The sequence below is a fragment of the Hymenobacter glacieicola genome, assembly GCF_014640315.1.
GTDB classification, from domain to species: Bacteria; Bacteroidota; Bacteroidia; order Cytophagales; family Hymenobacteraceae; genus Hymenobacter; species Hymenobacter glacieicola.
Genome location: NZ_BMGS01000003.1, coordinates 56,240 through 78,056, shown reverse-complemented (window position 1 = coordinate 78,056; position 21,817 = coordinate 56,240). Strand labels below are relative to the sequence as shown.

At 58.7% G+C, this 21,817-nt stretch carries 20 protein-coding genes; 12 read left to right on the top strand and 8 right to left on the bottom strand.

Features of this window, described 5'->3' with window-relative positions; all coding sequences use genetic code 11:
• Positions 1 to 171: 171 nt before the first annotated feature.
• Positions 172 to 1,236, top strand: coding sequence for a dual-specificity RNA methyltransferase RlmN (gene rlmN / locus IEW18_RS06220; protein ID WP_373285712.1), 1,065 nt, complete (start codon positions 172 to 174; stop codon positions 1,234 to 1,236).
• Between the two features lie 103 nt (positions 1,237 to 1,339).
• Here the strand turns inward: rlmN and IEW18_RS06215 are convergent, their stop codons facing one another.
• A complete protein-coding gene (locus tag IEW18_RS06215; RefSeq protein ID WP_188556967.1) occupies positions 1,340 to 2,026 on the bottom strand; it encodes a hypothetical protein in 687 nt (228 codons plus the stop codon).
• Positions 2,027 to 2,207: 181 nt separating this feature from the next.
• On the opposite strand from IEW18_RS06215, the gene IEW18_RS06210 reads away from it, so the two are divergent.
• Both IEW18_RS06210 and IEW18_RS06205 read left to right on the top strand, forming a co-directional pair.
• Positions 2,208 to 2,831, top strand: coding sequence for a DUF3575 domain-containing protein (locus IEW18_RS06210; RefSeq protein ID WP_188556966.1), 624 nt, complete (start codon positions 2,208 to 2,210; stop codon positions 2,829 to 2,831).
• 86 nt (positions 2,832 to 2,917) lie between these two features.
• Complete coding sequence (locus IEW18_RS06205; RefSeq protein WP_188556965.1) at positions 2,918 to 3,499, top strand: DUF3575 domain-containing protein; 582 nt, start codon at positions 2,918 to 2,920, stop codon at positions 3,497 to 3,499.
• Positions 3,500 to 3,588: 89 nt separating this feature from the next.
• Here the strand turns inward: IEW18_RS06205 and IEW18_RS06200 are convergent, their stop codons facing one another.
• Complete coding sequence (locus tag IEW18_RS06200; protein WP_188556964.1) at positions 3,589 to 4,560, bottom strand: YihY/virulence factor BrkB family protein; 972 nt, start codon at positions 4,558 to 4,560, stop codon at positions 3,589 to 3,591.
• Between the two features lie 152 nt (positions 4,561 to 4,712).
• Here IEW18_RS06200 and IEW18_RS06195 point away from each other — a divergent pair, with 152 nt between their 5' ends.
• Positions 4,713 to 5,537: a hypothetical protein gene (locus IEW18_RS06195; RefSeq protein WP_188556963.1), complete on the top strand. Its 825-nt coding sequence runs from the start codon at positions 4,713 to 4,715 to the stop codon at positions 5,535 to 5,537.
• 142 nt (positions 5,538 to 5,679) lie between these two features.
• Here the strand turns inward: IEW18_RS06195 and IEW18_RS06190 are convergent, their stop codons facing one another.
• Both IEW18_RS06190 and IEW18_RS06185 read right to left on the bottom strand, forming a co-directional pair.
• Positions 5,680 to 6,408 (bottom strand): DUF3891 family protein, encoded by a 729-nt coding sequence (locus IEW18_RS06190; protein ID WP_188556962.1) that lies wholly within the window; start codon positions 6,406 to 6,408, stop codon positions 5,680 to 5,682.
• Positions 6,409 to 6,563: 155 nt separating this feature from the next.
• The gene (locus IEW18_RS06185; RefSeq protein ID WP_188556961.1) at positions 6,564 to 7,562 is read right to left on the bottom strand and encodes an NAD-dependent epimerase/dehydratase family protein; all 999 of its coding nucleotides are present in this window, start codon (positions 7,560 to 7,562) and stop codon (positions 6,564 to 6,566) included.
• A 146-nt stretch (positions 7,563 to 7,708) separates the two neighbouring features.
• Here IEW18_RS06185 and IEW18_RS06180 point away from each other — a divergent pair, with 146 nt between their 5' ends.
• Positions 7,709 to 8,806: a patatin-like phospholipase family protein gene (locus IEW18_RS06180; protein WP_188556960.1), complete on the top strand. Its 1,098-nt coding sequence runs from the start codon at positions 7,709 to 7,711 to the stop codon at positions 8,804 to 8,806.
• Between the two features lie 135 nt (positions 8,807 to 8,941).
• The gene (kbl, locus tag IEW18_RS06175) at positions 8,942 to 10,189 is read left to right on the top strand and encodes a glycine C-acetyltransferase (RefSeq protein WP_188556959.1); all 1,248 of its coding nucleotides are present in this window, start codon (positions 8,942 to 8,944) and stop codon (positions 10,187 to 10,189) included.
• A gap of 162 nt (positions 10,190 to 10,351) precedes the next feature.
• Here the strand turns inward: kbl and cdaA are convergent, their stop codons facing one another.
• Complete coding sequence (cdaA, locus tag IEW18_RS06170; RefSeq protein ID WP_188556958.1) at positions 10,352 to 11,191, bottom strand: diadenylate cyclase CdaA; 840 nt, start codon at positions 11,189 to 11,191, stop codon at positions 10,352 to 10,354.
• Entirely contained in the window at positions 11,188 to 12,075 is an 888-nt protein-coding gene (gene folP, locus IEW18_RS06165; protein ID WP_308428041.1) for a dihydropteroate synthase, read from the bottom strand. Before folP ends, cdaA begins: the two co-directional genes overlap by 4 nt.
• Before the next feature lie 153 nt (positions 12,076 to 12,228).
• On the opposite strand from folP, the gene IEW18_RS06160 reads away from it, so the two are divergent.
• The 6 genes from IEW18_RS06160 to IEW18_RS06135 all read left to right on the top strand — a co-directional run bounded on the left by IEW18_RS06160 (position 12,229) and on the right by IEW18_RS06135 (position 19,302).
• Complete coding sequence (locus tag IEW18_RS06160; RefSeq protein ID WP_188556957.1) at positions 12,229 to 12,783, top strand: DUF1599 domain-containing protein; 555 nt, start codon at positions 12,229 to 12,231, stop codon at positions 12,781 to 12,783.
• A gap of 129 nt (positions 12,784 to 12,912) precedes the next feature.
• Positions 12,913 to 14,019, top strand: coding sequence for a BT_3928 family protein (locus IEW18_RS06155; RefSeq protein ID WP_188556956.1), 1,107 nt, complete (start codon positions 12,913 to 12,915; stop codon positions 14,017 to 14,019).
• 83 nt (positions 14,020 to 14,102) lie between these two features.
• Positions 14,103 to 15,161, top strand: coding sequence for an ABC transporter permease (locus IEW18_RS06150; RefSeq protein WP_188556955.1), 1,059 nt, complete (start codon positions 14,103 to 14,105; stop codon positions 15,159 to 15,161).
• Positions 15,162 to 15,242: 81 nt separating this feature from the next.
• Complete coding sequence (locus tag IEW18_RS06145; RefSeq protein WP_188556954.1) at positions 15,243 to 15,812, top strand: shikimate kinase; 570 nt, start codon at positions 15,243 to 15,245, stop codon at positions 15,810 to 15,812.
• Between the two features lie 69 nt (positions 15,813 to 15,881).
• On the top strand, positions 15,882 to 16,556 hold the full coding sequence (locus tag IEW18_RS06140; protein ID WP_188556953.1) for a sterol desaturase family protein: 675 nt from the start codon (positions 15,882 to 15,884) through the stop codon (positions 16,554 to 16,556).
• A gap of 346 nt (positions 16,557 to 16,902) precedes the next feature.
• Positions 16,903 to 19,302 (top strand): T9SS type A sorting domain-containing protein, encoded by a 2,400-nt coding sequence (locus IEW18_RS06135; protein WP_188556952.1) that lies wholly within the window; start codon positions 16,903 to 16,905, stop codon positions 19,300 to 19,302.
• Between the two features lie 80 nt (positions 19,303 to 19,382).
• Here IEW18_RS06135 and IEW18_RS06130 read toward each other — a convergent pair whose 3' ends face one another.
• Both IEW18_RS06130 and IEW18_RS06125 read right to left on the bottom strand, forming a co-directional pair.
• Positions 19,383 to 19,559, bottom strand: a complete 177-nt coding sequence (locus tag IEW18_RS06130) for a hypothetical protein (protein WP_188556951.1) — start codon at positions 19,557 to 19,559, stop codon at positions 19,383 to 19,385.
• 121 nt (positions 19,560 to 19,680) lie between these two features.
• The gene (locus tag IEW18_RS06125; protein ID WP_188556950.1) at positions 19,681 to 21,414 is read right to left on the bottom strand and encodes a T9SS type A sorting domain-containing protein; all 1,734 of its coding nucleotides are present in this window, start codon (positions 21,412 to 21,414) and stop codon (positions 19,681 to 19,683) included.
• Positions 21,415 to 21,817: the final 403 nt, after the last annotated feature.

The following is a 21,817-nucleotide window of genomic DNA, read 5'->3' as shown; positions in this document are numbered from 1 at the left end:
GACAGGTAGCTTTAGCTCGCTGAATCACTAACCCACCATCTCACCATTTCACCACCTCACCATTTCACCACGTAAGTAGCCGGCACTTTTTTTACGTTCAGCGGGTTAAGCAGTGTTCTGGAAGAGAAGGCGTACACCTTCGGCTTTCTGCCTTGTATCTTTGCCGCTATGATGATTGACCTGCCAGTAGTTTCGAAGCGCGATATTCGCAAACTCACCCCCGACGAGCTCAAGGCCTTTATGGTAGAGCACGGCGAAAAGCCTTTCCGGGCCAAGCAGGTGCTGGAATGGCTGTGGAAAAATACGGCCGGCTCCTTCGAGGAGATGAACAACATTTCCTTGGCCACGCGCGAGCTGCTGGCCCGCCACTTCGTTATTAATGGTGTGCAGGTGCAGAACTCTCAGCTCTCCAACGACGGCACCATCAAATCGGCCTTTCGCCTGCACGATGGCAACATTGTGGAAGGCGTGCTCATCCCGCACGATACCCGCATGACGGCCTGCATCAGCTCGCAGGTGGGCTGCTCGCTCACGTGCAAGTTCTGCGCTACCGGCTATATGGAGCGTAAGCGTAACCTTGATGCGGCCGAAATCTACGACCAAGTGGTGCGCATTCGGGAGCAGTGCGAGGCCCAGTACGGCACGCCCCTTACCAACATCGTGTACATGGGCATGGGTGAGCCGCTGCTCAACTACGCCAACGTAGTAAAAAGCATTGAGCGCATCACGGCCCCCGACGGCCTGAACATGGCCCCGCGTCGCATTACGGTCAGCACGGCCGGTATTGCCAAGATGATTAAGAAGCTGGCCGACGACGGCGTGAAAGCCAACTTGGCCCTCTCGCTGCACGCCCCGAACGACGCCAAGCGCAACGAAATCATGCCCATCAACGAAGCCAATTCCCTGGCTTCCCTGAAGGATGCCCTCAAGCATTACCACCAGGTAACGGGCCGTAAGGTGACGTATGAGTACATCGTGTTCGAGAGCTTCAACGACACGCTGCAGGATGCGGAGGAGCTGTTCCAGATTTCGAAGTGGATTCCCTGCAAAGTGAACCTCATCGAGTACAACCCCATCGAAAACGCCGACTACGTGAATACCGCCGATGATAAGTTGATGGCTTTTCATAAGTACCTGGCTGACCGCGGTGTGCAAACCAACGTGCGTCGTTCCCGTGGTAAAGACATTGATGCTGCCTGCGGCCAGTTGGCCGTAAAGGAAAAAGCAGAAGCATAAGAGCACCAAGCCTTCTGGGTAGTAAGAAAATAGAAATGCCACGCGGCCCGCTCCTGCTCAGGAACGGGCCGCGTGGCGTATAAGCGTGAAAGAAAAAGGGGGGTTATTTCGCGTTCAGCAGCGTCTGCATAACGGGAGTGCATTGCTGCCCTGCCTGGTAGCCGACCTTAGCACCCAAGGCCTTCATCTTCTCGTTGCTGCTCATGGCGTCGGGGCCGTATAGCTGCTGAATTTCTTTGGCGTGCGCCTTGAAGCTGTTTTCCAACTGGACGGACACTACTTTCAGCCGCTCGTCGGCGGATAAGGCCTGTAACTGCTTTTGTTGGGGCGTAAGCTTGGTGCAGAACTCTGTGGCCAGGATGTTAACCAGCTTGGTTTCCGCCCCTTCCGCGGGCTTAAGTTGAGCACTGGTCTGACCACTCATGGCCAGAAACATGGGCCGACTTACCTCGCAGCTTTTTACCAGATCCAGCCCAATGCGGCGGCCCAGTTTCTCCCCGTACGCGCGGGCATTGGTAGGGTCATTGGTTAGCCGGGCCATCAGCTCCGGCTCATTGGGCAAGCTGGTCATCAGCATGCGGGTAAACAACTGAGTTGCCTCCTCCTTGGAAAGGGTAGTCAATTGCTTTTTCTGGTTTTCTTGCTGAAGCTGGGTACACATGCTGCCCGCGAGGCGTTGCACTAGTTTTTGTTCAGCCACGGAATCCGTAGCGGCTACTTGCGCTAAGCCCTGAAGAGCAGTGCTGCACAGGCCGATCAGCAATACAACACGAAGAATATAGAGTTTCATAGCCTTAAAGGTAGGTATTGCGGCAAGGCTAAAAAACGGACGATAAAGCCAGCTACTTATGAGCTATAGATATTCAAGATATTTTATAGAAGTTTGTCGGCAGCAAGCAACTATTACAGCTACTCATTACTCTTGCTTTCAGGAGCTATGCACGGCGTTTAGCTTATCTTATTCACCTTCCATGTTCTCTCCTATTGTACGTGGCTTGCTGGTAGCCGGCGCATTACTAGCCTGCTCACGCGCCCACGCCCAGACCAACGTGCTGAAGATTGACATCTTTCAGCCAATTGTGAACACGGCTGCCCTTTCCTTTGAGCACAAGCTTAGCGAGTCCAGCAGCTTTCAACTGGGAGTTTCTATTACCGCGAATTACAACGAAGAGGGTGGCTCTTGGCTATACGGCGCCTCTGAAAGCCGTAAAACCTCCGGTTTCGGCCTCATGCCTGAGTACCGCTTTTACTTATCGGAGAAGCACCCGGCTATGGAGGGGTTCTATGTCGCTCCGTTTCTGCGCTACCAGTACTTAAGCCAAAGCGGCCAGTACGAACAGTTTAACCCCAATACTGGCATTTCCACCACCCGCACCGTGGATGCCAGCCTCAATGCCTTTGGCGGTGGGGTAGTGGTAGGTCGCCACTGGATTTTTAAGCAGCGCTTTTCTCTCGATGCTCTGCTGGGGCCTTCCTACATGATATCGGGTGTATCATCCGATAACTCCGACATCAGTAAAAACGACTTTTTGGGCTTCTACGACGATATCAACTACGGCATTCGTGGAGCAGTAACTTTTGGAGTGGCTTTTTAAAGCAAGTAGTTAGGCTGCATGGCCTTGTATAGTTTCGGCTCGCAGATTGGCCTTGCTGATCTGGCTTTATTTCTCTTTTCTTTTCTATGAAAAAACTCTTACTCGTGGCCACCGTGGTGGCAGCTTCCGCTACCTCTGCTCTGGCGCAGAACAACATTGTAAAAGTGAACATTCTAAGCCCGCTGGTTAAAACAGGCTCGTTCTTTTACGAGCATAAGGTGTCGGATAACAGCTCCTTGCAGCTCGGCGGACTATTTACCAACTGGACTATTGACGACGAAACCAAGATTTCTGGTTTTGCCATCACCCCCGAGTACCGGTTCTACCTCTCCGAGAAGCACGCAGCGCCCGAGGGTTTCTACGTAGGCCCCTTCCTGCGCTACCAGAACCTGAACCTGAAAACCAGCTCCATTGAGTACGACCCCAATACCGGAGAGGAATATACCAGCACCGATGAAGGCACGCTGAATACCTTCGGGGGTGGCGTGGTAGTGGGCCGGCAGTGGGTTTTCAAGGAGCGGTTCGCGCTGGACGTGTTCCTGGGTCCGTCGTACAACGGAGGTAGCATCACTACGAAGGGCTCCACTGTCGGCGACAACACCCTCGATCCGGGCCCCTTCGATGGCTTCGGCCTCCGGACGGGCGTTACGTTTGGTATTGCTTTCTAAAGCAGCTAACCAGTAGCCTAAAACCACACAGCCCCGGCTCGTTTCCATAACGAGCCGGGGCTGTGTGGTTTTGGCGTAGCCCGGGCCGGCTAGCTTTTCCAGCGGCCCTCGGAGCGGGGGCGGCCGGTGCTGATTTCCTCCTTGGTTTCGCCGGCCGGTACCTCGCGAGTTTCAATGCGTACGGCATGGGCTTTGGGCTGCACTTTCTGGCCAAAGGCGTCGGCGAATTCCTGGGTAAACTCAGCCCCGAAAAAGATAATCAGGGAGGAGTAGTTAACCCACACCAGCAACACGATGGCCGAGCCGGCAGCTCCGAAAGCAGAGCCCGGATCGGCCTTGGCAATGTAGAAGGCAATCAGAAACTTGCCCAGCACGAACAACAAGGCCGTGATAAAGGCCCCCACACCCACGTCGCGCCACCGGATGACGGCGTCGGGCAGAAAGCGGTAAATCAGGGCGAACAGCAGGGTCGTGACGCCCAACGATAACGTGAAGTCTACCAACCGAATGACGATTACTCCGATTTCGGGAAACCACTGCTGCAGCTTGGTGGTGAAGGCGCTGAGCACGGCACTAATCACAAAGGAAACCAGCAGCAGCAGGGCTACGCTCAGAATAAGTCCAAACGAGAGGAAGCGCTGCTTGATAAACTGCCCAATGCCAATGCCCACGGTGTTTACCCGCAGATTCCAGATATCATTAATGCTTTCCTGCAGGGTCACGAAAAAGGTAGTGGCAGCGAAAATCAGGGTGCCGATGCCGATGGCGGTGGCAATACCGCCTTTCTGCTGCTTGGTAAACTCAGCAATGCTGTCCTGTAGAAACTTGGCCGAATCAGCCCCGACCAGGCCCTTCATCTGCCCGTACACCTGTCCCGTTACGGCCTCGTGGCCATACACGGAGCTGGCCACCGTAATGACAATGAGCAGCAGCGGGGGTAGGGAAAAGATGGTGTAGTACGACAAGGCTGCCGCGTGGCGCAAGGAGTTGTTTACCATGAACTCACTGGCGGTAGTCTTAAGAATACCAACAATGTCAGAAAAGCGGTAGTGCGTGGCCATGAGGCAAGGTTTCAGGGGAAGGAGGGTGCGGGTAGTACGAGTAGCAGGGGCCCGGCGTTCGGTAGTGTTAGCCAAATACCGTTGATTTGCGTAGGAAGCTGGGCTGTCCGGCGTAGCGGGCGGCGTAGTTGTCCGCTGATTTTCATCCTCCTATGCGTGTTCTTCATTTTGCGTTGCTGGCTACCCTGGCCGGAGTGGCCGCCTGCCAGAGCAATCCGGCCGGAAACCCGGCTACGGCCACTTCTCCCATGCCGACCCTGCAGGCCACAAAAGGCTCCTACCCAGCGGCCGAGGGGTTCGACCAAGCGGGCTCCGACGCTAAAGCCATGGCTCTGGCTGACAAGGTGATGCAGCAAATGGGTGGCTACTCGGCCTGGCAGCAAACTCGCCTGTTGGGCTGGGACTTCCTGGATGGCTCTTACCAGCTCTGGGACAAGCATACCGGTGACTTCCGCTGGCAAAAGGACAGCACCGTGGCCCTCTACAACCTTACCTCCAAGCAGGGCCGCGTGTACCGCTCGGGCCGCGACATTTCCGCTACCCCCGACGGCGAAAAGCTACTCGGAAAAATGTATCCCATTTGGGTAAATAACTCCTGGTGGCTGCTCATGCCCTTCAAGCTCAAGGACTCCGGCGTGACGCTCACGTACAAGGGCGCGGGCCAGCTCATGGATGGTACGCCCGCCGAGGTGCTGAACATGACGTTCAAAAACGTGGGGGTCACGCCCGACAACAAGTACGAGGTGCTCATCAACCCCAAAACCAATCTGGTGGAAGAGTGGGCTTACTTTCCCAAAGCCACTGATGCCCAGCCCGCTTTCCGCCGCCGTTGGACCAACTACCAGCGCTACGGCAGCATCCTGCTCGCCACCGACCGCTCCGACGGCAAAGACGGCCGCGGCCTGGGCCATATTTCGGCCCGCAACGAGGTGCCCGCCGGCCTCATGCAAGACCCCAAACCGGTAGCGAAGCTGTAGTAAGTAGCGCTTCATCAGTAAAAGAACTTGTCATGGCGAGCATAACGAGGAAACTGGGTTGGCCTGGTAGCCCGAACCCAGTTTTCCTCGCTATGCTCGCCATGACACTCTATTAATACCTCTCTTTCAGACGAGTCTAACGCTATTTAGCTAGCTCCCAGCGCAACGTTTCAATAGGCGCATCACGCAAGGCAGAGGCCAACTCCGCGTCGTTTTTGAACTGGAGTTGGTGCAGTACCAGGGCTTCCACGCTCACGGTAAAGCGCTGGGTCTGGAACGGCCAGGGCTGAATCCGGATGGGGCCTTCGGGCTCGGGTTGGAGCAGCTCGTAGTGCTTGCCATCGGGACCCGTATGAATTTCCACGGCGCGGCCCATTTCCGGGACTTCGTGGCGGCACAGAATCAGGCTTAGCCGGTCGCACCAGTGCAGCAGCGTGTAGGACTGCTGGGCCTCGGCCTTCTTGATGTGCAGCTCCCGCAGCCAGCGTTTCTGGTTGGCCAGCTGCTCGTCGAGGAAAGCATCCGTTTCCTTTTTTTGCCCCCGTAGGCTTTCATAGAGCGTACTCAAGTGCATGCTGGTAAGCAAGCTGCGCCACCGGCCCTGGAAGCGGGCCGCCTTCATGACGCCGGCCGCCTGCTCCAAGGAAAACTCCTTCATGGTGAAGTTGGCGGGAGCCCCAGCCGGTGTAATGCCGTAGTGGCCGCCCCAGTCCTGCTGCTCATCGTCGTGCTGGGCGGCGGCGGCCAGCAGGCCCACCCACTGGTCGGAGGGTAGGAAGGCGGGCCACTGGTGTAGCAGCTGGGCCGCCAGCAGGGCGTGGGCTTGCTGGTAAATAATCTGCCAGCCGGCTGGTACGTGGTTTACAATCATGATAGAGTGTCAGCAAGGGTATGCATTGCCAAACGGCCAAGCCCGCAACAGAGTTGGTAAAACGAGAACCGCTCCGCCTGCAACAGGCGGAGCGGTTCTCGTTTCAACCATAGCAGCGCGGCACGAAATTGCTTGAGTGCGCTGATTGTTAGTGTTTAGTGTACGCCCACTGCTACCGCTTGCCGTAGGTGCAGCAGCATGTCGTCGGTCATCTTATCCAGGGTAAACTGCGGCTGCCAGCCCCAGTCCTGACGGGCCTTGGTGTCGTCGATGCTGGCGGGCCAGGAGTCGGCAATCTGCTGGCGCTGGTCGGGCTGGTAGCTTACCTGAAACTCGGGGTAGTGGCGCTGAATGCTGGCCGTAATTTCCTGGGGGCTAAAGCTCATGGCGCCCAGGTTGTAGGAGCTGCGCACTTTAATGTTGTCGGCGGGCGCGTGCATCAGATCCAGGGTAGCCTTCAGCGCGTCGGACATGTACATCATGGGCAGGTAAGTGTCCTCGGAAAGGAAGCACTCGTAGGCCTGGCCCGCCACGGCTTTGTGGTAGATGTCCACGGCGTAGTCGGTGGTGCCGCCGCCGGGCAGGCTCTTGTAGCCAATCAGGCCGGGGTAGCGCAGGCTGCGCACATCCAGGCCGTGCTTGCGGAAATACCACTCGCACCACTGCTCCCCGGCCAGCTTGCTGATGCCGTATACCGTGTTGGGGTTCATGATGGTGAGCTGGGGCGTGTGTTGGCGGGGCGTATCGGGGCCAAACACGGCAATGGAGCTGGGCCAGTACACCTGCTGCACGCCCAAGTCCACGGCGGCATCCAGCACGTGAAACAGGCCGTCCATGTTCAACTGCCAGCCAAACTTGGGATTCTTCTCGGCCGTGGCCGATAGCAGGGCCGCCAGGTGGTACACCTGCTTGGGCTTGTACTGCCGGATTACCTCTTCCAGCCGATTTTTATCCAGCACATCCAGTAGCTCAAACGGACCGGCTTCGGCCGTTTCGGCGTCCTTGGGGGCCCGCACATCGGCGGCTACCACGTTGGAGGCGCCGTAGATCTGGCGCAGCTCGTGGGTTAGCTCCAGGCCCAGCTGGCCGCCGGCGCCGATAACAAGGATGGTGTCGCCGCTGGGGGTAGCGGCCGAAGTGCGGGATGTTGCCATTCGCGAGGGTGGTTGAGGAAAATGGGTGGTTGGGGACCACAAAGATAACGGGGCCGAACAGTTCTCGGCTGCCGAGGCTCAAATGCGCGGAACCCATACAACCGAGGGCTGCTGCGCGGTATCTTCTGGCCATCTACCTCCGCCGTATGTTCCGTTTTTCGCTTCCGTTTTTTCTGATTCTGCTTGGCACTTGCCCTCGGCTGGGGGCCCAGCCTACCGCTCCCCCTACCCTGGCCGGGCGCCCCGTCTACCGTAATCTGGTAATGGAAGGCGGGGGCATCCGGGGCATTGCCTACGGTGGGGCGCTGCAGGAGCTGGAGACACAGGGCGTACTGGCTGGTTTGCAGCGGGTAGGCGGCACTTCGGCCGGGGCCATTCAGGCGGCGTTGCTGGCGGTAGGCTACTCGCCCCAGGAAATTATAGACGTGGTAAACCACACGCCCATTCAGCGCCTGAACGATGGGCGGCTTATCTTTTTCGGGGGCAGCACCCGCCTGGTCAAGCAGTACGGCTGGTACCGCGGCGACGCCTTTACCCGCTACCTCAGCGAGCTGGTAGCCCGCAAAACCCAGCGCCCCGACCTCACGCTGGGCCAGTTGCACGAGCTGGTTCAACTGGAGCCCACCCGCTACCGCGACCTGTACACTACGGGCACCAACCTTACCACCCAGCGCGTGCAGGTATTCAGCTACGAAACCCACCCCCACCTGCGCGTGGCCGATGCCGTGCGCATCAGCATGAGCATTCCGCTCTACTTCCGGGCCGTGCTCCTGAACCAGCAGGGCCAGGTGGTGCGCCGTCCCGCCAAAGGCGAGGCGGTAGAGGTGCTAGTGGATGGCGGGCTGCTGGCTAACTACCCCATCGACCTGTTCGACCACCCGCGCTATCTGCCCGCCAAAGCAGCTACGGCCGCCACCGCGCCTACCCCTCTGCGCACCCCCAACCCCGAAACCCTGGGCCTACGCCTCGACCGCGCCGAGCAGATTGCCTACGATGCCCAGCCCGGCGGGCGGCAGCAGCTGGCGCCCTACGCCATCCGGGATTTTGGCTCCTACGTGGGGGCCCTGTACACGGTAGCCATCGAAAACCTGAACTCCACCCGGCCCGAGGATTGGCCCCGCACCATTAGCATCAGCACCCTGGGCTTCAACCCGAAAATCAAGCGGATTTCCGATGCCCAGAAGCAGCAGTTGCTAGACAGCGGGCGGGAAGGCGTGCGGGTGTTTTATGCACGAGAAAAATAATCTTCTGGTTCATCCTGGCCCCACGCGGTGGGTGCAAGAACTACGGTTGACTGCCCGCCAAACGCTTACCTTTGCTACCCTGCCTCGTACACTGCAACTTCCCACTCACAAGTCCACAACTTTACCATTTCACCGATGTACACCACCCTCCAGCCGGACCTCGAAAAGCAGCTTCAGGAAATCAAGGACGCGGGCCTTTACAAAAAGGAGCGCGTGATTACCTCGCCCCAGGGCGCCGAAATTGAAACCCAGGAAGCCGGCGAGGTGCTGAACTTCTGTGCCAACAACTACCTGGGCTTGTCGTCGCACCCGGAGGTAGTAAAGGCGGCCAAGGAAGCCATTGATACCCACGGCTACGGCATGTCGTCGGTGCGCTTTATCTGCGGCACCCAGGATATTCACAAGCAGCTGGAGCAGAAACTGGCCGAGTTTCTGGGCACCGAAGATACCAATCTGTACGCGGCGGCTTTCGATGCCAACGGCGGGGTGTTCGAGCCCCTGTTCAACGAGCAGGACGCCATTATTTCCGATGCCCTAAACCACGCTTCCATCATTGATGGGGTGCGCCTGTGCAAGGCCCAGCGCTACCGCTACGCCCACAACGACATGCAGGACCTGGAAAAGCAGCTCCAGGACGCCGTAGCGAAGGGCACCCGCCACCGCATCATCGTTACGGACGGCTCGTTCAGCATGGACGGCACCATCGCCCGCCTCGACCAGATCTGCGACCTGGCCGATAAATACCAGGCCCTGGTCATGATTGATGAGTGCCACAGCATGGGCTTTCTGGGCCAGACCGGCCGCGGGACCCACGAGTACCGCAACGTGATGGGCCGCGTCGACATCATCACCGGCACGCTGGGCAAAGCCCTTGGCGGCGCCATGGGCGGCTTCACCTCGGGCCGCAAGGAAATCATTGACATGCTGCGCCAGCGCAGCCGCCCCTACCTGTTCAGCAACACGCTGGCCCCGGCCATTGTAGGTGCTAGCCTGCGGGTGCTGGAGCTGCTCACGGAAAGCACCGAGCTGCGCGACCGGCTGGAAGAAAACACCACATACTTCCGCCAGCGCATGACGGAAGCTGGCTTCGACATCAAGCCCGGGGAGCACCCCATCGTGCCCGTCATGCTCTACGACGCCAAGCTCAGCCAGGAATTCGCCGCCAAAATGCTCGAAAAAGGCATCTACGTAGTCGGCTTCTATTACCCCGTAGTGCCCCAGGGCCAGGCCCGCATTCGGGTGCAGCTTAGCGCCGCTCACACCCGCGCGCATCTGGACAAGGCCATTAACGCCTTCATCGAGGTAGGCCGCGAGCTGGGTACCCTGAAGGACCGTAGCGCCGCTCAGCCGGAAGCCGGTCAGGTAGTGACGAACACGCCGTAAGGATGCGTACAAACCGCCTTTCGCACGCCATCCTGAGTGTAGCGAAGGACTTGGTCATGCGTGATGTAGGATGTAACAACGTCTCGGTCGCGCATAACCAAGTCCTTCGCTACGCTCAGGATGGCGTGCTTTTGTAGGTGTGAGTTTGCGGTAAACCGTTACCTACGCCGCTACCTCTGCCGCCGAATCCGCCGAGGCCGTGGGCTTGGGAGCCATGTCGAAAAGGAACTCGTTGAGGCGGGCGCGCAGGTCGGCAGGGGCGAGGTTGCGGAATACTTCGCCTCCCCGCACCAAGGAAATATAGCCGGTTTCTTCACTGACTACCAGTACGATAGAGTCGGTAATTTCGGTCAGGCCGATGGCGGCGCGGTGGCGCAAGCCCATGGAAGCGGGCACGTCGGGGTTTTCACTGACGGGCAGAATGCAGCGGGCGGCTTTGATGCGGCCATTGGTGATGATAACGGCCCCGTCGTGCAAGGGCGAGGTTTTGTTGAAGATGCTCATGAGCAGGCGTTTGCTCACGGCCGCGTCAATCAGGTCACCGGAATCGGCAAAAAACTTCAGGTCGGAGGCCATGCTGAAGGCAATGAGGGCCCCGGTTTGCTTGCTGGCCAGGCTTTTGGCGGCTTCAATAAACGGGGTGATGTTCATGCGTTCCTGCTGGGGCTCACGTCGCCACGGAAACATCCGCAGGCGGTTGCCAAACGAGGTAGCCTTGCCCACGTTCAGCAAAAACCGGCGGATTTCCTGCTGAAACAAAATGATGCCGGCCAGCACGCCCACGCTCATAAACTGCCCCAAAATGCTGGTTAGCAGCTCCATGCCCACGGCCTTTACCACCAGGTACACCAGGTAAAGCGACATGAACCCGAGAAACACCTTCAGGGCCACGCTACCCGTCAGCAGCTTGTAGAGCTGATAGAACAGGGCCGTGACCAGAAGTACGTCCACGACGTCTATCCAGCCGATGCGCAGGAAGCCGATGGTGAAGGCGCCAATCACGACGAGTAGGGTAGGGGGTAAGTATTCGAAACGAGCTGGATGGTCTGCACCGCTTCGGCTACATCGTGTACGCGCAGCAGGCGGGCACCGTTGAGCACGGCCAGGGTATTGACGGTGATGGTACCGGCCAGGGCAGCCTCGGGCGTAAGGCCCAGGGGCTTATACACCATGCTTTTGCGCGAGAGCCCCACCAGGATGGGTAAGCCCAGCACGTGCAGCTCCCGTAGCCGCCGCAGCAGCTCGTGGCCCTGAGCGGGCGTTTTGGCGAATCCGAAGCCGGGGTCCAGCACCACATCTACTACCCCATGGTGGCGCAGTTCGGCCAGTTTGTCGCGGAAGTAGCGCACCAGCTCCAGTACCAGGTCGCCCTCATACTGGGTAAGCTGGGTCATGGTTTGGGGCGTGCCGCGCATGTGCATCAGAATGTAGGGCACACCTAGCCGGCCCACCGTGGCGAACATGTCCTCGTCCAGGGTGCCCCCACTGATGTCGTTGAGCAGGTCGGCGCCGGCAGCTACGGCCTCGGCCGCTACCGCGGCCCGGAACGTATCCACGGAAATAACGGCGTCGGGGAAAGCTTGGCGCACGGCCTCCACGGCGGGCAGCACGCGCTTTTTCTCTTCGTCGGCGGAAATATGCTCGGCTCCCGGCCGGGAGGAGTAGCCGCCCAAATCCAGGACGGCGGCCCCGGCGCGCAGCATCTGCTCGGCCCGGCGCAGCAGCTCGTCAGCAGTGCCAATGCGGTTGCCCGCGAAGAAGGAGTCCGGCGTTAGGTTCAGGATGCCCATCACCCGGGGCTGGCGTAAATCCAGCAGCCGGCCGTGGCCACAGCGCAGGGTTTGCCTCGGGGAAAAGCACGTATCTTGCAGGGCCTGGCGCATCATGTGGGGCGGAAAGGAACGTCCTGCCTGATCGGGGCCACGCCGCTAAAGCATTCTGCCGGCGGCAGCCGCTCGGCATGGAATCATCTTCTGGCAACACGCGCGGCCTTCGTTGGCACGACAAAAGGCGGATTGCAACAAAATAGGCTGAAAAACTTGGAGAATCAAACCCAGCACGAATACGACCAGGTCATTACCCGGTGTCGGCAGCTCTTTCTGGCCAAAACCCACGACTACGGCACGGCCTGGCGCATCCTGCGCCTACCCTCCGTCACGGACCAGCTATACATCAAGGCCCAGCGCATCCGCAGCATTCAGGAAAAGGGCGTGCAACTGGTGGCCGACGGGGTAGAGGAGGAATTCGTGGCCATCATCAACTACTGCATTATTGCCCTGATGCAGCTCAGTCTACCCCCCGAAGCGCCCCTGGAGCTGGAGCCCGCCGCCGTGGCGGCCGCCTACGACGCGCAGGTAGCAGAAAACCGCCGGCTGCTGTTCGCCAAAAACCACGACTACGGCGAGGCCTGGCGGCAGATGCGCATTGAAAGCATCACGGATATCATTCTCATGAAGCTGCACCGCACCAAGCAAATCGAGGACTTGGGCGGCCTGACCCGGGTTTCGGAAGGCGTGGAAGCCAACTACCGCGACATGCTCAACTACGCCGTGTTTGTGCTCATTAAGATGGATTTCGGCCGGGTAGCGGAGTAAACAGCTCCTGAACCTACATTTGCGTATCAGCCTCGGCACCGTAAGCCCGAAACCTGCTTTCTGCCGCAACTGCATTGGGCATAATGCAGTTACTCAGCTACGTATTTACTCAGTTACTCAACGGAGTTCATGAAACAAGTTACCCGTATTTGCTGGCTGCTGCTGGGCGTTGTGTTTATCTTCTCGGGCCTCGTAAAGCTGAACGACCCCGTGGGCACGGCCCTGAAGCTGGAAGAGTACTTTGAGGTGTTCTCGAAGGACTTCGGCTCTTTCTTCGAAATCTTTATTCCGCATTCCCGCACCCTGAGCATTGTGCTCAGCTCCCTGGAGGTGGTGCTGGGCGTAGCCGTGCTGCTGCGCTGGATGCTGCGCCAAACCCTGTGGGTGCTGCTGGCCCTGCTGGTGTTCTTCGGGTTCCTGACGTTTTACTCGGCGGCCTTCAACAAGGTAACCGACTGCGGCTGCTTCGGCGACTTTATCAAGCTCACGCCCTGGACTTCCTTCTTCAAGGATTTGTTTCTGCTAGTGCTCTGGGCCGTGGTGTTCTTCAACCAGCGCTACCTGCGCCGGGTGTTTGCCAAGGGCACGCTGGGCGTGATGTACATTACCCTGGCCTCGGCCGTGGCCATTGGTATTGGGGTGCGGGCCCTGGGCCACTTGCCCTACTTCGATTTCCTGCCCTACAAGGTGGGCAATGACATTGGCAAGCTCATGAAGCCCCAGGAGCAGGCCCGCTACCAGTACGTGATGGAGCGCAACGGCGAAACCAAGACGTTCACGGAGTACCCCACCGACTCTACCTGGAAGTACAAGAGCATGGAAGTGCTCAACCCGCTCACGTCCAAGCCCGTCATCACCGACTTTTCGGTATTCGATGCCGAGGGCAAAGACCACACGCAGGACATACTGACCGGCAACAAGCTGCTGCTCATTGTGCAAAGCGCCAGCACGGCCGACCGGGACCGGTTCAAGGACATCAGCAAGCTGATGGAAGACGCGGCCAAGTCGCGCAAGCAGATTCGGCCCCTTATCATTACCAGCAGCAGCCCCCAGGAGTTCGACGCCTTCCGCCACGATGTGAACCTGGCCGGTACCTACTACTTCGCCGACGCCACCGTGCTCAAATCCATGATCCGCTCTAACCCGGGCTTTATTCTGCTGCAGGATGGGGTAGTAAAGGGCAAGTACCACTACCACGACATCCCCGAAGCCAGCAAGCTGGAGGAACTGCTGTAATCGTTGCTACTTATTAGGTATCAGGTTGACACTGATGCCCAACCCCGAACCCCCGCCAACCAGCAACTGCCAACTGAACATACATGATAGGTTTCATTTTAAGCCGTCTTTGGCAGGGCGTACTGGTGTTGATTGGGGTGGCCCTGACGGTGTTTTTCCTGTTTCAGGTGCTGCCCGGCGACCCGGTGGCCCTGCTGGCCGGGCAGCGCAGCGACGCTGCTACCCGCGCCGCCATTGCCGCCGACCTGGGCCTGGACCAGCCCCTACCTGCCCAACTCGCGGGTTACTTGAATGACGTGTCGCCCCTGGGCGTGCACCCGCGCGACTCGGCGGGCGTGGCCAAGTATGGCGGCGTGCAGCTGCTACCCCTCGGAAGTGAAAAGGCCTTGGTCTTGAAAACGCCCTACCTACGCCGCTCCTTCCAAAGCAATAAGGAAGTGCTCAGCATCCTGCTTGACCATTTTACGGGCACGCTGTGGCTGGCGGTGGCCGCCATGCTGCTGGCGGCGGTGCTGGGCATCGGGCTCGGCATTGTGGCCGCCCTGAAACCTCATTCCTGGCTCGACCGGACGCTGCTGTCCACCTCGGTGCTGGGAATTTCCGTGCCGTCCTTCGTGGCCGCCATCCTCATTGCCATGACGTTCGGGTTCTACTGGAGCAGCTGGACGGGCCTGAACCTAACGGGGCAGCTCTACGAAACCGATGCCTTCACCGGCCGCCACCTGACCCTGAAGAACTTGCTGCTGCCGGCTTTTGCCCTGGGCATCCGGCCCCTGGCCGTTATCGTGCAGCTAACCCGTTCCTCCATGCTGGAGGTAATGAGCCAGGACTACATCCGCACGGCGCGGGCCAAGGGCCTTTCCGGCTACCGCACCGTGATGGGCCACGCCGTAAAAAACGCCCTGAATCCGGTAATAACGGCCGTGTCGGGGTGGTTGGCCTCCTTGATGGCGGGCGCTTTTTTTATTGAGTACATCTTTAACTGGAAAGGCCTGGGTACCGTGACGCTGCGCGCCGTAGAAAACCTGGATTTCCCCATCGTTATGGGCGCTACCATCTTTATTGCTGCGCTGTTTGTGGTGGTCAATATTGTGGTTGACGTGCTCTACGCTTTGCTCGACCCCCGCGTGAAGCTGGGATAAGCTGCGGACCTTTCCCCGTAACCTGAGCAAGCGGAAAGCCTAAGGAGCCGCCTTGATCGTGAAGTTTCTCTTCCTCCTGCCATGACGACCCGCCTTACCTCCACCCCGTATGCTTTACCCGTCACGGCCGAGCGGCTGTATTTGATTGGAATGCCGGGCGCGGGCAAAACCACCCTGGGCCGGGCCCTAGCCGTGGCCTATGGCCTGCCCTTTCTAGATCTGGATGAAGAAATTGTGCGGCGGGAGCAGCGCAGCGTCTCCGAAATATTTGCCCAGGAAGGTGAGGAGTATTTCCGTCAGCGGGAGGCCGACGTGCTGCGCGACGTGGTGGCTACCCACTCCCGGGTGGTGCTGGCTACCGGTGGGGGCACACCCTGCTTTCACCATAATCTGGATGTGCTGCTCACCACTGGCCTAACGCTGTACCTGGCCGTGCCGGTAGAGGAGTTGGTGCGGCGCCTGCAGGCCGTGGCGGCCAGCCGCCCGCTGCTAGCCGCCTTGCCGGATGCTGCCGGTCTGGAAACGCGCCTCCGCGAAACCTTAGCTGCCCGCCAACGGTTTTACGACCGCGCCCCACTTTACTGCGCGGCTCCTACTTGCTCTTTGGAGGCCGTGCAGCAGTTGGTAGCGCGCTATTTCACTACTGCCTGAGGGGTAGTAGTTGGCCCGGCATTTGCGCGGCCCTGTGTACTTTTGCGCCTTCATCATTCCTGTATTGGCATGAACACCTCTCCTGAAATCCTGGAAACCAGCACTACAGTAACGCCGGTTAAAACTCCCGAAGCCATCAAGCCGAAGCACAAGGGCTCGGCCCGCTTGTTTGAAAACCCGGTTTTGGAGCGCCTCACGCACACGCACATTGCGGGCCCGCTCTCTATTTTCTTTGCCGTGGCGGGCGTAAGTCTCTACTACGGCCTTAGCCAGGGTTTGCTCACGGGGCTGTCGGCCTTTGGTCTTTTCCTGGGCGGGTGGCTGCTCTTTACGCTGGCCGAGTACCTGATGCACCGCTTCGTGTACCACATGAGCACCAATACGCCCCGCAAAGCCAAGTTCCAGTACACCATGCACGGCGTCCACCACGAGTTTCCCAAGGACAAAACGCGCCTAGCTATGCCACCTATCCTGACGGTGTTTGTGGCTTCGTTGCTGTTTTTCATCTTCCGCTTCACCCTTGGTAACGCGGGCTACGGTGTGCTGGCCGGTTTCGTGTTTGGCTACGCGCTGTATCTGTTTGTGCATTACGCCATTCACGTGTATTCGCCCCCGAAAAACTTCCTTAAGTTCTGGTGGCATCACCACGCCCAGCACCACTACCGCCAGGATGAAATTGCCTTTGGCGTGAGCACTACGCTTTGGGACCATATTGTGGGTACTATGCCCAAAAAGAACGCCTAAACTAGTAATCCTTTGTTTCCCAGATTGAAAGAGCCTGACCCTTGCGTCAGGCTCTTTTTTTGTGTCCTCTGAATAGATACAGGCAATTTACTCAGAGTGAGACGCTGCAATTAAAAATTGAATTAATGAAAGGATTGCAGAGTATTAAACCATTAGTTATATAATTTAACTTATAAATATACTTATTCATCTACTCGTATAATTTATAATAGGAATGATTATATACATTTGACAAATCATTGTGGGACAATCCTTAGGGGTTTTGCCAAAATGAGCCCTTCCGCCATATCCTACGTAGCCTTCTATGAAAGCACCCGTTACCCGCCTATTGTCTTTGCTTGCCCTCATGGCCTGTGCTGCTAGCACGGCGCAAGCGCAGTATGTATTCAAGGATAAGCCTACCAACGACGGCTCTTCGAAGGGACTGGCTCCCTACGTGCAAACCTTTGATGCACTTAGCGGCACGAACGGGGTATTTACCAACAACGTAACGCTGCCGGGCGTGTATGCGGGCTTTACGCTGAATAGGTACGGAACGCAGGAGTTTCCTACTAGCATTCGGACTACCCCCACCGCCATATTCTACGACCGGACCATTCCGCCCGATAACGGCTCGCAGGGCAAAACCGTCAACCCCGACGGCACGGCCGCGGGTGCGGGCTGGTACCACTTCGGCGCCGCTACCAGTTCTCCTGACCGGGCTCTGGGCGGCATTGCCGCCACCAGCACCGATACCGGGGTTGGCTACATCGGCATTCGGCTGCAGAACTCTTCCGGTACCCTGATCAAGAACCTGGAGGTAGCCTACGCCATGGAGCAGTGGTACAACTCCGGCAAGATGGATGAAGCCCGGGTGAGGGTGTGGTACCGGAAGTTGCCGGCCTCGGCCACGCCGGAGCAAAAGGCCGCGCTGGTAAGCGGAACCTGGACGGAAATCGGTGATTTGATGGTGAATGCCCCCTCCACGGCGGCCGTTATTGCCAGCAGTGACGGCAACTCGGCCACCAACCGGCGGGTAGCGCGGGCCAAGCTCATTGGGGGCGGCAGCTCGCCCTTCGGCGCCGGGCTGGCCGATGGCGAAGAAATCATGATTCGCTGGTCCTACGTGTTCAACTCAACCTCCAACGGAAACGGGCTGAGCCTGGACGACGTGACCATCACGCCCGAAACCAACATCTTCTATTCAACCACTACGGGCCACCTGAACGACAAAGCCAGCTGGGGCGTGAATGCCGATGGCACGGGCACCCACCCCGGCAACTTCAACCTGGACAACACCACGTTCTACGTGCGGGGTAACACGGCCGGCGTAAGCCGCCAGGGTACGGGGGCTGCCCTCAGCCTCAAAGGAACCAACACCAAGCTGGTGGTTGGGCGGCCCGGTGAACCGGCCACACTGTATTTGGGTAGCAATGACAACCTGTCTGCTACCGTGGATGTTACGGCCGGCTCGACTCTGCAAATTGATAAACTGACTAGCGGCATTACCCTGGGCGCCCTGGCTACCACCAGCACCGTGGAATACCTCAACACGGCCGCCACCGGTACGCAAACCGTAGACGGAGGCAGCTACGGCATTCTGAAGCTGACCGGCACCGGAGCCAAGCAGCTGGGTAGCAACGCGCTGGTTATCAACAAGGTAAGCTTCAGCAGCACCGGGCTGTCGGCCCTGACTCTGCGTGACTTCGACCTGACGATTTTGAAAGAAGGCTCGGTTGAGACGCTGGCTGGCTCGGGGCTCTTTGTTACCAATGGCAAAGGCGGGCTGCGGCAAACCGTTACCAGCACTGGGGCCGAAGTCAACTTTCCGGTAGCCGTTACTGCCGACCTGAACGATTACACGCCGGTTGTACTCTCGCAAACGGCCGCCACCTCCGAGGATACCTACAAAGTGCGGGTCGGGAACAACGTCTACCGCTCATATGATGCCAACGAAAACGGAGCCGAGCCGCTGACCATAGGCGTGGTCAAGAAAACCTGGTTTGTAAGCGAAGAAGTGCCCGGCAACTCCGATATAACCCTGCAGGCCTTCTGGACTACGAAAGACGAGGGGACTAACTTCCAGGCTAACAACGCCTTTATTGACCACTATACCACCGGAGCCAGCTGGGACGGAGTGCGCGATACACCTTCCCCCATCATTAGAGGCAACATGAAGGGTAGCAAAAAAGGAGGGGTTAAAAAGTTCTCACCCTTCGGCGTTACATCCCAGAGCCGGGGCGTGCTGCCCGTGCAATTGGTTGCCTTTGGGGCCGCGCGGATTGGAGCTACTGTATCGTGCAACTGGCGAACTGCCGCGGAGCTGCACAACGCGGGCTTTATTGTGGAGCGCAGCGCAAACGGGCAAGCCTTCACGGCCATTGGTACGGTAGCTGGCCATGGCATTACCAACCAGAGCCAGCAGTACCGCTTCCTGGATACGGCCCCGCTGCCGGGCACCAGCTACTACCGCCTGCGCCAGCGCGATACGGATGGCACCGAAGCCCTGTCGCAGGTAGTTGTGGTAGCGGCCGCGGAGGTAGCCGCCGCCCACGTAGTGCCCAACCCCGGCAGCACCCGCTTTCAGGTGCTGCTACCCGGCGACGCGGCAGCGCTGGGCGCTGAAGTACTTAACGTACTGGGCGCCCGGGTAGCCACTGTTGCCCCGGATGGTACCTTTGACCTGACCCGCCAGCCAGCCGGCATATATGTAGTGCGCCTGGGCACTGCCCAAGGTAGCCAGAGCATCCGGGTGGTAAAAGAATAATACGGTTCGAATACGCCTAACACGAGCAACGGCCGCCCCTACGCAGGAGCGGCCGTTGCTCGTGTTACAGAAAAATGAGCCTAGCGCCGACGGAAGCGGTTGACCACCAGCCACAGCAGCAGAACAATCAGGAACACGCCAATCAGGCCAGTCCAGGCTCCGGCTTTAAAGATGGTGCCAATAGCGTCGCAGCTGCTCAGCGAAAACGTAAACAGCACAAGGAAAGCCAGGGTGAGGGGAAAGCGGAAAGTAGTCATGGTGCAGCAGGAGAGATAGTGGAAGGCGAGCCACAGTAATACAGCTCTTTCTGCGTGTACTCTTTCGCCCCGGAAAAGGTTAGTATCCAGCCCGGTGAGCAACCCGCCTGGCGCTGGTCAGCTATTCTACTACAAACCGATGCGAGGTAGCCAAGTCCTTGGTCTGAACGCGTAGCAGGTACATGCCGGGAGCTATTCGGGTTAAGTCAATGCTTTCCGGTTGGCCCGAGGCGGGTACCGCTGCCGCTTGCTGTTGCACTACCCGGCCGGCCGCGTCTAGCACGGTGAGTGTAACGGACTGGGCATCGGGCACGGGCGGCACCCGCACCCACAACACCGAGCGGGCTGGGTTAGGGTACACTTCCAGCCCCAGAGCAAGGGTAGCCGAACTGGTTACCGGGGCCGGAGCATCGGTCAGGGAGCCTAGGAAAGCAACAAACATGTTCCCCTCGTGGCGCACCGTAAGGTTGCCTAACTGCCCCGGCGAGGGCATGAAGCCGCCCACGTATATGTGCTTACCGCTGAGGGCTAGGGCATATACCTCGCTGTTGCCCGGGCCGCCAGCTTGCTGAACCCAGTCGAAAGCACTGGCCTGGCCAAAATCGGTTAGCCGGGTTACAAACACGTTGGCTCCCAACTCGTGCTGGAGTGTGTGTTTGCCAAAAACGGCCTCTGTGCTGCTGGTTTCCCCGGTCACGTATATCCAGTTGTCCTGCACGACCAAGGCCTGAGCCTCATCGTAGCCGCAGCCCCCGGCCGTTTGTACCCAGGTAAACTCGCCGGTAGGCCCCGCATCGGTGAGCTTGGCTACCACTACATCGAGCGTGCCGGCGTTGCGCGCTACCCCAGCAGGCCCCAACGTAACGGTAGTGCCAAAGAAGCCCGCCACGTACACACTGCTGCCGCGTACGGCCAGGGCATTGAAACAGTCGTGAAACCAGCCGCCCGCCTGCCGGGCCCATACGAAGCTTCCGTGGGTGCCTTCATCGGTGAGCTTGGCCACGAAAGCATCGGTAGTGCCAGCTCCGGGTTTGACATTTACCAGTTGGGTGCTGCCAAAATAAGCCACCGGGCTGTCGAAGGTGCCAGCCACGTACACGTTGTTGCCAGCTACGGCCACGGCTCGGGCTCCTTCCCCCAGCGCCCCACCCGCCCGTTGCGCCCAAGCCAGGCGCGCGCTGGGACCTGCATCGAGCAGCTTCACCACGTACAGGTCCGTGGTGCCTAGGTTAGGTCCGCTGGCGTTACGGAGCGTGACGCCAGGAAAAACCAGTGGCCCATAATAGGAGCCCGTGACAAATACGCTGGCTCCTTGCACTGCCAGCGCGCTGCCACCGGCCTGCCCCGTACCAATAGGCTGCACCCAGCTGAACCGGCTGCTCGTGCCCTCGTCCATGAGCTTGGCCACGTAGGCCTGCATATTTCCTGTTAAGCTGGTATTGCGCAAGGCCAAGCCCCCAAAATCGTAGGAGTGGCTTTGGCACGAGCCCGTTAGGTAGATGCTGGAGCCCCGGATGGCCAGCTGCACGGCAATATCTCGCTCGGTTCCACCGGCGCGCTGGGCCCACAAGAAGCGGTTGGTTGTGCGGTTCCACTTCGCCACAAACACATCCTCCGCGCCCCGACTCGTCAGCGTGTGCTCACCAAAGGTTGCGGTGCCGTAAAACGAGCCCGTCAGGTACACGTTATCGGCTGAGTCGGCGGCAACGGACCGGATTAGCGGTGGGGTAGTACCCCCGGGGCTGATGGCTACCTGCCAGGCTGGCGCCGAGGATTGGGCCATGCTAACCACGGTCCAAAGCAGGCCCACAGTACTCAGCAATAAGCGGATACGGGTTGCGGAAAGCTGCATCATACTAAATAGGATGGGTAGTGAGAGTATGTTGTTTGACTGCGCGGCCAGCCTGAGGCGGCCCCGCTGCGGATTCCGTCCCCAGCGGACCTGAGTAAGTGGAACTGCTGAATCAGCGGAGCGAAGAAGATGGATGAAAGGTAGACGCCGGAGTACTGGAGGCCAAGCCTAGTTAGCGCATTATCAGACTTTTCATAGAACTGATAGATTGAATTAAGATGCTGATATTTAGTAAGTTAAATAGTAATGGGTAGGTTTTGAAAAGTATATAGCAGCCCCCTAATAAGCAGTGGCCAACGCTGCACAGCGTCAGTTCTTTGCCAACCGCGTATAGCGTACCAACAGGGCCGAAAAATGACCTTCGCCCGCATTCCTTCCCAGGCCGTTTATCAGGTGCCTCTGCTTG

Coding starts and splice junctions, on each gene's coding strand:
- IEW18_RS06210 (WP_188556966.1), top strand. CDS start 2,208: ATGTTCTCTCCTATTGTACGTGGCTTGCTGGTAGCCGGCGCATTACTA.
- rlmN (WP_373285712.1), top strand. CDS start 172: ATGATTGACCTGCCAGTAGTTTCGAAGCGCGATATTCGCAAACTCACC.
- IEW18_RS06135 (WP_188556952.1), top strand. CDS start 16,903: ATGGCCTGTGCTGCTAGCACGGCGCAAGCGCAGTATGTATTCAAGGAT.
- IEW18_RS06145 (WP_188556954.1), top strand. CDS start 15,243: ATGACGACCCGCCTTACCTCCACCCCGTATGCTTTACCCGTCACGGCC.
- IEW18_RS06140 (WP_188556953.1), top strand. CDS start 15,882: ATGAACACCTCTCCTGAAATCCTGGAAACCAGCACTACAGTAACGCCG.
- kbl (WP_188556959.1), top strand. CDS start 8,942: ATGTACACCACCCTCCAGCCGGACCTCGAAAAGCAGCTTCAGGAAATC.
- IEW18_RS06190 (WP_188556962.1), bottom strand. CDS start 6,408: ATGATTGTAAACCACGTACCAGCCGGCTGGCAGATTATTTACCAGCAA.
- IEW18_RS06180 (WP_188556960.1), top strand. CDS start 7,709: ATGTTCCGTTTTTCGCTTCCGTTTTTTCTGATTCTGCTTGGCACTTGC.
- IEW18_RS06200 (WP_188556964.1), bottom strand. CDS start 4,560: ATGGCCACGCACTACCGCTTTTCTGACATTGTTGGTATTCTTAAGACT.
- IEW18_RS06215 (WP_188556967.1), bottom strand. CDS start 2,026: ATGAAACTCTATATTCTTCGTGTTGTATTGCTGATCGGCCTGTGCAGC.
- IEW18_RS06130 (WP_188556951.1), bottom strand. CDS start 19,559: ATGACTACTTTCCGCTTTCCCCTCACCCTGGCTTTCCTTGTGCTGTTT.
- IEW18_RS06125 (WP_188556950.1), bottom strand. CDS start 21,414: ATGATGCAGCTTTCCGCAACCCGTATCCGCTTATTGCTGAGTACTGTG.
- IEW18_RS06205 (WP_188556965.1), top strand. CDS start 2,918: ATGAAAAAACTCTTACTCGTGGCCACCGTGGTGGCAGCTTCCGCTACC.
- folP (WP_308428041.1), bottom strand. CDS start 12,075: ATGATGCGCCAGGCCCTGCAAGATACGTGCTTTTCCCCGAGGCAAACC.
- IEW18_RS06150 (WP_188556955.1), top strand. CDS start 14,103: ATGATAGGTTTCATTTTAAGCCGTCTTTGGCAGGGCGTACTGGTGTTG.
- IEW18_RS06185 (WP_188556961.1), bottom strand. CDS start 7,562: ATGGCAACATCCCGCACTTCGGCCGCTACCCCCAGCGGCGACACCATC.
- IEW18_RS06195 (WP_188556963.1), top strand. CDS start 4,713: ATGCGTGTTCTTCATTTTGCGTTGCTGGCTACCCTGGCCGGAGTGGCC.
- IEW18_RS06155 (WP_188556956.1), top strand. CDS start 12,913: ATGAAACAAGTTACCCGTATTTGCTGGCTGCTGCTGGGCGTTGTGTTT.